This window comes from Bradyrhizobium sp. (genome assembly GCF_049512235.1).
Taxonomy (GTDB): Bacteria; Pseudomonadota; Alphaproteobacteria; order Rhizobiales; family Xanthobacteraceae; genus Bradyrhizobium.
On record NZ_JBEKXH010000285.1, the window covers coordinates 1 to 8,566 of the forward strand.

Annotated in this window: 8 protein-coding genes and 1 pseudogene; 8 read left to right on the forward strand and 1 reads right to left on the reverse strand. The window is 64.6% G+C overall.

Annotation, left to right across the window (positions count from 1 at the left end; all coding sequences use genetic code 11):
* Positions 1 to 76: 76 nt before the first annotated feature.
* From ABSG20_RS23135 to ABSG20_RS23160, 6 genes are all read left to right on the forward strand, one after another.
* Positions 77 to 1,357 carry an ABC transporter substrate-binding protein gene (locus ABSG20_RS23135; RefSeq protein ID WP_423866839.1) on the forward strand — a complete coding sequence of 427 codons (1,281 nt, stop codon included), beginning with the start codon at positions 77 to 79 and terminating at the stop codon, positions 1,355 to 1,357.
* Positions 1,358 to 1,367: 10 nt separating this feature from the next.
* The gene (locus ABSG20_RS23140; protein WP_423866840.1) at positions 1,368 to 2,318 is read left to right on the forward strand and encodes a carbohydrate ABC transporter permease; all 951 of its coding nucleotides are present in this window, start codon (positions 1,368 to 1,370) and stop codon (positions 2,316 to 2,318) included.
* A complete protein-coding gene (locus tag ABSG20_RS23145; RefSeq protein ID WP_423866841.1) occupies positions 2,315 to 3,157 on the forward strand; it encodes a carbohydrate ABC transporter permease in 843 nt (280 codons plus the stop codon). Before ABSG20_RS23140 ends, ABSG20_RS23145 begins: the two co-directional genes overlap by 4 nt.
* A 10-nt stretch (positions 3,158 to 3,167) precedes the next feature.
* Positions 3,168 to 4,283 (forward strand): ABC transporter ATP-binding protein, encoded by a 1,116-nt coding sequence (locus ABSG20_RS23150; RefSeq protein ID WP_423866842.1) that lies wholly within the window; start codon positions 3,168 to 3,170, stop codon positions 4,281 to 4,283.
* Positions 4,280 to 5,047, forward strand: a complete 768-nt coding sequence (locus ABSG20_RS23155) for an SDR family NAD(P)-dependent oxidoreductase (RefSeq protein ID WP_423866843.1) — start codon at positions 4,280 to 4,282, stop codon at positions 5,045 to 5,047. The genes ABSG20_RS23150 and ABSG20_RS23155 overlap by 4 nt, the downstream gene beginning before the upstream one ends.
* Positions 5,048 to 5,219: 172 nt before the next feature.
* A complete protein-coding gene (locus ABSG20_RS23160) occupies positions 5,220 to 5,939 on the forward strand; it encodes a hypothetical protein (protein ID WP_423866844.1) in 720 nt (239 codons plus the stop codon).
* 20 nt (positions 5,940 to 5,959) lie between these two features.
* Here the strand turns inward: ABSG20_RS23160 and ABSG20_RS23165 are convergent, their stop codons facing one another.
* Positions 5,960 to 6,853, reverse strand: coding sequence for an NAD(P)-dependent oxidoreductase (locus ABSG20_RS23165; protein WP_423866845.1), 894 nt, complete (start codon positions 6,851 to 6,853; stop codon positions 5,960 to 5,962).
* A 120-nt stretch (positions 6,854 to 6,973) separates the two neighbouring features.
* Between ABSG20_RS23165 and ABSG20_RS23170 the strand changes: the two genes are divergently transcribed.
* Positions 6,974 to 8,215, forward strand: a complete 1,242-nt coding sequence (locus ABSG20_RS23170) for a dienelactone hydrolase family protein (protein WP_423866846.1) — start codon at positions 6,974 to 6,976, stop codon at positions 8,213 to 8,215.
* Between the two features lie 59 nt (positions 8,216 to 8,274).
* A pseudogene (locus tag ABSG20_RS23175) lies at positions 8,275 to 8,566 on the forward strand (ABC transporter substrate-binding protein); the annotation flags it as partial.

An 8,566-nucleotide genomic window follows, 5' to 3' on the forward strand; every position in this document is an offset into this window, starting at 1 on the left:
CAGCCGTCGCGGCTGCGCCTGGAATGAGCGGCGCGGTCTATACGCGTCAAATGTCTGAAGTCGGGAGGAACAAGCCATGCCAATGACTACCAGGCGTCGCCTGCTCGCTGGTTCCGCTGCCGCGCTGGCACTGCCTGCGCTGGCCCGCGCGCAGGGCGCGCTGAAGCCGCGAATAACCGCCATCTCGCAATGGGCCGCCGGCAGCGATGGCGCCGCGATCTCCGCGCTCGGCAAGCTGTTCGAGGAACGTGGCGGAATCTGGCAGCATAATCCCGTTCCCGGCTTCACCACCGACATGATGAACAAGCTGCGCGCGCAGATCATTGCCGGCGATCCGCCCGCGATCTCGCAGCTCAAAGGTCCCGAAATCGCCGCATGGTCTAAGATCGCGCCGACCGTCGACATCAGCCCGTGGGTAAAGACGGCCGGCTTTGCCGACAAGGTTCCGGCGGAACTCGCCAAGAGCTGCCAGCCGGCGGGGCACTGGATCGCGCTGCCGCTGCAGGTCTATCGGCTCAACACGCTGTTTCTCTCCACCAAGGGCATGCAGCGTGCCGGCGTGACCAAGGCGCCGACGTCCTGGGCGGAATTCAATGACATGGCGGAAAAGATGCAGGCCGCAGGCATGATTCCCCTGGCCAATGGCGGTATCCGCTATGATGACGGGATGAAATTCGAGATCGCGCTCGCCGGCATCAGTCCTGAAATCTATCGCCGCGCCCTCATGCAACTCGATGTCGATGCGCTCAGGAGCCAGGAAGTGCTGGCGGCGTTCGAACAACTGCGCAAACTTGCCAACTGGATGAACCCGAACATCGCGGCGCAGGGCTGGGCGGTGAATCTGCCGGCTTTTGTCAGGGGTGACATGGGCATGGTGCTGATGGGGGGCTGGGCGCAAGGCAATCTGTTGCGCGCCGGCGCGACGGAGGCGGATTTCAGCAGCGGACCGGCCCCGCAGGCGAAGGGTCCGCCATGCTTCGACCTCAACGCCGACTGTTTCATCTTCTGGCAGCCGAAGGCGGCCGATCTCGAGGCCGGGCAGAAATTGTTCGCCGCGACCGTCATGCAGCCGTCGACGCAGGAGATGTATTCGAAGATCACCGGCTCGATACCGGCGCGCACCGATGTCGATCTGGCGGCGCCGGGCTTTACCGATGGACAGCGCAACTCGGCGCAGAATCTGCGCGACGCGATCGCCGGGGATCGCGTGCTGCTGAGCCTCGCGCACAACATGGCGCAACCGAACGGCATTACCGCGGCCATGATCGATGTGCTGACGGAGTATGTGCACAACCGCGCCATCCCCGCCGCCGAAGGACAGAAGCGGCTGGTCGAGGCGGTAGCCAGCGCGCAGTAGGATCCTGTCCATGGCAACGATCCCGGCGCTGCAGGCACGCGAGCCCTATGCGGGGAGCGAGCAGGCCGCGGGCCTTTGGCGTCGCCGCCTCGGCGGCGTCCTGACCGGGCTTGCCATCTGGCTGCCGTTGCTGGTTGCTGCCGGGCACGTCGTAGTGTTCACGTTGTGGACGAGCTGGGTCTCCTTCACCGCATCGAGCTTAATGCCGGACTATTCATGGGTCGGTCTGCGCAACTACCGGGCGGTGACCCGGACGGCGAACTTTCAGATCGCCTATGTCAATTTGGTGATCTTCGGCCTCGGCTTCGTGCTGCTGACGATGGCGCTCGGATTGTTGCTGGCCATCCTGCTCGATCAACGCGTGCGCGGCGAGAATGCGCTGCGCACGATCTTTCTCTATCCCTTGGCGGTTTCCTTCGTGGTCACCGGCACGGTCTGGAGCTGGCTGCTCAATCCCGGGATCGGCATCCAGAAACTGGTGCACGATCTCGGCTGGCTCGATTTCCGGTTCGACTGGCTGGTGCAGTCGGACAAGGCGATCTACACCTTGATCCTGGCCGGCGTCTGGCAAGGCGCCGGATTTGCCATGGCCCTGTTCCTGGCCGGATTGCGCTCGCTGGACGGGGACCTGATCAAGGCCGCGCAGATCGACGGTGCCGGACCATGGCGGATGTACCGCCGGGTGTTGCTGCCGACGATCTGGCCGATTTTTGTCACGGTGTTCGTGATCCTGCTGCAGTCGGCGATCAAGACGTTCGACCTGGTCCGGGCGCTGACCGGGGGCGGGCCAGGCATCTCCACCATGCTGCCGACCCTCGTCGTCTATGACTTCATGTTCCAGCGCGGCGAACTCGGGCGCGGCTCGGCGGCCGCGGTGCTGATGCTGCTGTCGCTGGTCGTGGTGCTGGCGCCTTATGGAATCTATGTGCGTTGGCGGCGGCAACGGCAGGCCCGGGCATGAAGCGGGCCCGGCTGATCATCTACGCCGCGCTGATCGTGCTGGCGCTATTGTTCCTGGTACCGTTGGGCGTCGTGGTCGTGAACTCGCTGCGCTCCAGCCAGGAGATCGCCGCCACCTCGATGATCGGCTGGCCGCGCCACCTGAGCTTTGCCAACTACGCCCAGGCATGGAACCAGTTCTGCATGGCCGAGCATTGCTGGGGCATCGAGCCCTACATGCTCAATTCCTTCACCTTGGCCATCCCTGCCACCATCCTCTCCACCCTGCTCGGGGCACTTGCCGGCTACTCGATCGCGCTCTGGCGCTTTCGCGGCGATCGGGTCATTTTCGGGCTGGTGGCGCTCGGCGTGTTCCTGCCGGAGCAAATGAAACTGATCCCGTGGGTGGTCGTGCTGCGCGATCTCAGGCTGATGAACACCATCGCCGGCCTGATCCTGATCCACACCGTCCAGGGCATGAGCTTCACGACGCTGTTCTGTCGCAACTATTATGTCAGCATCCCGCCGGACCTTTTGAAAGCGGCGCGCATCGACGGCGCGGGCTTCTTCCGGATCTTCTGGCGGATCGTATGGCCGCTCTCGCCTCCGATACTGATCGTGACCGTGATCTTCCAGTTTACCGGAATCTGGAACGAGTTCCTGTTTGGCGTCACCTTCACCTCCGGCGCAAACCAGCCGGTCACGGCGGCGTTGATCGCGCTCAGCGCCGCGATCACCAGCGAACCGATGTACGGCGAACAAAGCGCCGCCGTGCTGATCGCGGCCTTGCCGACGCTCGTGGTCTATCTGTTTGGCGGACGGTATTTCCTGCGTGGCCTCACCGCGGGAGCCGTGAAGTGACGGTGTCATCATGGCAGCCCTGAGCATCCGCGGCCTGTCGAAGCGCTTCGCCCGTCTCGAGGTGCTGAAGAACATCGACATCGACATCGAAAGCGGCGAATTCACCGTGCTGGTCGGACCATCGGGCTGCGGCAAATCCACGCTGCTCAATATCGTTGCCGGGCTGGAGCGGGCCAGCGCGGGGACCGTGGAAATCGGTGGACGGATGGTCAACGATATCGAGCCGAAGGACCGCGACATCGCCATGGTGTTCCAGTCCTATGCGCTCTATCCCTCGATGAGCGTGCGCCAGAACATCACATTCGGTATGGAATGCCGTCATGTCCCCAAGCCGCAGCAGGATGCGGCCGTGGCCCATGTTGCCCGGCTGCTGCAGATCGAGCCGCTGCTCGAGCGCCGGCCGTCGCAGCTTTCCGGCGGCCAGCGCCAGCGCGTGGCGATGGGGCGCGCCTTGGTGCGGGATCCGCTCTTGTTCCTGTTCGACGAACCGCTCTCCAATCTCGACGCCAAGCTGCGGGTCGAGATGCGGATGGAGATCAAGCGGCTGCATCAGCGCATCGGCGCCACCATCGTCTACGTCACCCACGACCAGATCGAGGCGATGACGATGGCAACGCGGATCGCGGTGATGTACCAGGGCGAGGTGCAGCAATTCGCCGACCCGGATACGATCTACCGATATCCGGCCAATCTGTTCGTGGCACGCTTCATGGGCTCGCCGCCGATGAACACCATGCCGGCACGGCTTGTAGCGGAAGATGGCGCGCCGCAGGTCGTGATCGGCGCCGGGCGGCCGGATGAGGTCCGCCTGCGCCTGCGCGGATACGACGCGGCCGCGGCCTTTCTTGGCCGCGAAGTGGTGCTTGGCATCAGGCCGGAATGCATCGCCGAGTCCGGCCGCGTCTTCGGCGACACCTCGGAGGCGCCGATCGTGGTCCACGCGCCGGTGGAGATGATCGAGCCGACCGGCGCGGAGACGGTCGTATTGCTGCGGCTCGGCGGCGAGCCGGTACTGGCGCGGATCTCGCCCGACATCCGGCCCAAGCCGGGTGCGCTTACAGCCTTCGCGCTCGATACACGCCGCATCTGCCTGTTCGACCCGAAGACGGAGCGTCTCATCGCATGACCCAGACAGACTATGCCGGCCTCGCGGGCCGGGTCGTGTTGATCACCGGAGGCGCCAGCGGCATCGGCGCGGCGTTGGTGCGGGCCTTCGCCGCCCAGAAGGCCCGGGTGGCCTTCCTCGACATCGACGCCGATGCCGGCACGGCGCTGGCGCGGGACGTCGCCAGCGCCTGCGGCACAGCGCCGCTGTTGGTGCCCTGCGATCTGCTGGATATCGAAGCCTTGCGCCGCGCGTTGGCCGAGATTCGTGCCGCGCTCGGCGACGCCGCGGTGCTGGTGAACAACGCCGCCAACGACCAGCGCCAGGTGCTTTCCGAGGTGACGCCCGAAGAATTCGACTGGATGATCGGCGTCAACCTGCGTCACGTTTTCTTTGCCGCTCAGGCCGTGGTGCCGCAGATGCAGGCGCGAGGCGGCGGTTCGATCATCAACATGTCATCGATCGCCTGGATGCGCGGCGCACCGGCGCTGACGGCTTACGCCGCGGCCAAGGCGGCGATCGTAGGTTTCACCAACTCGCTGGCCCGGCTGGTCGGACCCGACCGCATTCGCGTCAACGCCATCGCGCCGGGCATGGTGATCACCGAGCGCCAGCGCCGGCTGTGGTACCCGGACGAGCGCGAAATCGACGAATTTCGCGCCCGTCAGGCCATTCCCGATGCCGTGACGCCCGACGACATCGCAGCCATGGCGCTGTACCTCGCCTCCGACGACAGTCAGCGCATCACGCGCCAGTGCTTCGTGGTCGATGGTGGGCTCGCGTAGCGGGGGGGGACCGCGACCGGCTTCATCCCGCGATCGCGGCCGATGACCAGTCCCGTGGTGCTGACGTTCTCAGGATTCGGCAAAGCGACATCGCCAGGACCTTGCAAATCTGGAATGGCTTGATGGATGATGGCCGGAGCACCGCCGGCGCCACCACGAGATTTACGCAACGATGGACCCGAAGAATAAAGCAGCTCTCGCCGAGCGCATCGTCAAGGCCGCCGAAGCGGCGCTGGCTGCCCAAGGTTATGTCAGCCCTATCGACGTGCTGATCGGGATCAGGTGGCTCGATGCCGGGAAGATGGAACAATGGCGGCGGGGGCAGATCGACTACCTCGAGCAGGCGGTGCAAACCAACCCGGCGCGGATATGGGAGGCCATGAAGCTGTTTCGGTCCTGGGCGGCCGCAACAGGCCTGTCCGCGAGCCCGACGGACTACGTCGCGCGTACCCCGCAGCGCGAGAGTCTACGCTTCAGCGAAAGCGGCGACCATGAGATCGAGGCGCAGTACCGGACCCATTGGGTTTCGCCGGAGCTTTCGGAACGGAAACGCGAACGCCTCGCGGAGAAAGCAAGCCAGGCGCCGGAACTGGTGGTGGTCCAGCCCTTGAACCGCGAATGGACTTGCCACCGTTGCGGCGCCACCGGCAACTTCCTGATGATGGAAAATCCCGGCCCGGCCTGTCTCGCATGCGTGGGCCTTGCCGATCTCGAGTTCCTGCCGGCGGGCGATGCGCTGTTGTCGCGGCGGGCGAAGGCGAAAAGCACAAGATGTGCCGTCGTCGTGCGCTTCAGCCGCAGTCGCCGCCGCTACGAACGGCAGGGCCTGTTGGTCGAGCCTTCGGCGCTGGCGGAGGCGCAGCGCGAGCTCGAAGCGCGGCGCGACGAATGATATCCTTCGGCCTTTCGAAACTAGCCGCGCATTTCCACTCCGGCCCATTCCTCGAGGACTTTCGCGATCGACGTGAAGTCGGATGACGGGCCATATTTGGCGTTGGTAATCGCGAGCATCTGGCGGACCGCAGAACCGCAGACCATCGGAACGCCCATTGCCTCGGCTTCATCGACGCAAAGCCGCACGTCCTTGTAGGAAAGGCCGGTGCTGAAGCCGAAATCGAAGGTGCCGGGAAGCACCGCGCGGGGGAACTTGTCTTCGGAGGCGCTGTTACGCCCGCTGCTGGCATTGATGATATCGATCAGCACCCTGGCGTCGACGCCGCCCTTGACGCCCATCGCAACGGCTTCCGAGGTGATCACAAGGGCCGCTGCCGCCATCAGGTTGTTGGCGAGTTTTGCGGTTTGCGCCGTACCCGGCTTGTCTCCGGTATAAAACAGCTTTCCGAAGTTCTTCAGGATCGGTTCGACGGTGTCATAGGTTGCTTTCGGGCAGGACACCATGACCGCGAGCGTACCGTTCACCGCGCCCTTGATGCCGCCGCTGACGGGAGCGTCGACCAGCGTCAGCCGCCTCGGCTTGAACCCTTCCGCGACCAGCCTGGCCGCGCCGGGTCCGGTGGTGGACAGATCGATCATGATGCTGGCGCGGCTTCCCGCAACAATGCCGTCGGGACCGAGCGCGACCGCCTTGACGATGTCAGGGGTCGGCAGGCTGGTCAGCACGATATCCGCCGTAGATGCAACCTCGGCGGGCGATTTTGCCAGTCGCGCGCCGCGCGCAACGAGCGGTCCGGTTGCTTCGCTCTCGGTGTCGTAAACCGACAACGAATAGCCGGCGTCGAGTAATCGCCCGGCCATCGGCCCGCCCATTCGGCCCGTTCCAACAAAGCCGATCGTTTCTTCAGCCATCGCTTCACTCCCTCGATTAAGAAATCACGATGAACTAGCTTATCGCGCCGGATTGAGTTATGGCCATCCAGGGTGCATAGCCAGATACTGGCGTACGGGTTTTCGGACGGGGCTCGGACCATGGCAGGACAATGGATTGATATCGCCGCCGCGGATGGCGGCACCTTCAGGGGATATCTTGCGGTTCCGGCATCGGGATCCGGCCCCGGCATCCTGCTCTTGCAGGAGATCTTCGGCGTCAATGCCTCGATGCGCGAGGTCGCCGATTATTATGCCGAAGAGGGTTACGTCGTGCTGGCGCCGGACCTGTTCTGGCGCCTCGAGCCGGGCATCGAGCTCGGCTATTCCGAGGCCGATTTCAACAAGGCGTTCGGCTATTATCAGCGCTTCGACGCCAACCAGTCGATCAAGGACTCCGCCGACGCGCTGAAAGTATTGCGGGCGCGCAGCGAATGCGCCGGCAAGGTCGGTGCGCTCGGCTTCTGTCTCGGCGGCAAGCTCGCCTATCTGGTGGCGGCGCGCACCGACGTCGATTGCGCGGTGTCCTATTACGGTGTCGGCATCGAGGCGGATCTCGGCGAGGCCGCGCAGATGACCTGTCCGATGGTGTTCCATTTCGCCGAGCTCGATCGCTTCGCGCCGCCGGAGGCGCGGGAGCAGATCAAGGCGGCCTTCGCCAGCCGTGCGGACGTCGAGTGCTATCTCTATCCCGGCTGCGACCATGCCTTCGCCGCGCCGGAGCGCGTAAGCTTCAACAAGCCCGCGACATTGATGGCGCATTCGCGCTCGATCGCGCTGTTCCGCAAGGTGCTGGGGCCGCATTACGACCTGTCGTCGCTGTGGGACCGCCACACCGAACTGGAATTCGGGGTGCGCTCGGCCGAAGCGACCATGGCGACCATGGTGGCGGAGCCCTATGTCAATCACATCCCGACCATGACCGGCGGGGTCGGCTATCGCGACCTCTTGCGCTTTTACGCCAACCATTTCATCCCAAAGACGCCGGTGGATACCAAGCTGATCCCGATCTCGCGGACCATCGGCGCCGACCGCGTGGTCGACGAGATGCTGTTCTGCTTCACCCACGACATCGAGATCGACTGGATGCTGCCCGGCGTCAAGCCGACCGGCAAATATGTGGAAATTCCGCTGGTCGCGATCGTCCGCTTCCGCGGCGACAAGCTTTACAACGAACACATCTACTGGGATCAGGCTTCGGTGCTGGTGCAGATCGGGCTCCTCGATGCCGCCCGGCTCCCCGTGGCCGGCGTGGCGACGGCGAAGAAACTCGTCGACGAGACGCTGCCGTCCAACGCGTTGATGGCGCGCTGGGCCGAAAGCGCGCCGCGGGCCGCCGAATAATCGCATTCAGTCATCGGCGCCCGCTCCCGGGCGCCGTTCTCGCATATGGAGTAATGATCATGGTGTCATCCGCGCTTTCGCGTCGCACGGTCCTGCAACTGGCCGGCGCCGCCGCCTTGCCGCTCACCTCCGGCCTGCTCGGCGGCGCCGCGCAAGCCGCCGCCGATACGGTGACCATCGCCTACAATGTCAATCTGCCGTCGTTCGATCCGACCATCGGATTATCCGCGGTCAATCCGACCATCCAGTCGATCTATCAGGCGATCTTCGATCCCTACATTGGCCAGGCGCCGGACCTGTCCTTCAAGCCCGGCCTGCTGACCAAATGGGGCTGGAACGACGACCGCAGCA